Source organism: Paenibacillus sp. KS1, from assembly GCF_001680695.1.
GTDB classification, from domain to species: domain Bacteria; phylum Bacillota; class Bacilli; order Paenibacillales; family Paenibacillaceae; genus Paenibacillus_B; species Paenibacillus_B suaedae.
The window spans coordinates 1-433 of sequence record NZ_MAIS01000311.1; the positions used below are offsets into that span (position 1 = coordinate 1).

Consider the following 433-nt stretch of genomic DNA (forward strand, 5'->3'; position numbering starts at 1 on the left):
TTCATTTGAATCCACCTCATTTAATAGAATATGTGTGAAACGGCTTTTGTTTTCTGCAGAAGCATGTATCTCATACTCTTGGAAGATAAGAACAGCCATTCCGACATACTGCATATTTTTGAATGTAAGCGCCAGTTCCAACGATAAGGCATTGTAGTCAAACCCTAATTCATGTTGGTCCGATTTCAAGTAATACTGTGCCAACGCATGTGTAAGGCGTAATTTGTGTTTTTCGTGAAAAGGATCTTTTCTGGATAATAAATCGTCGACCTGAAGCTTGTATTTCTCGATATATTGAGCAGCGTCTTGGAAAGCTCCATTGCTGATATAACATTCTAACGCGATAGGAAGTACAAGAAGCAGTTGGTCACCTTCAAGCATAGTCATGAGTTTATCGATAGCCTCTGTTTGCTTCATCTCAATAAAAATATAG

The 433-nt window shown here is 38.1% G+C and carries 1 pseudogene; it reads right to left on the minus strand.

Annotation, left to right across the window (positions count from 1 at the left end):
* Window positions 1–433 (minus strand): annotated as a pseudogene (locus tag BBG47_RS30305) (hypothetical protein); the annotation flags it as partial.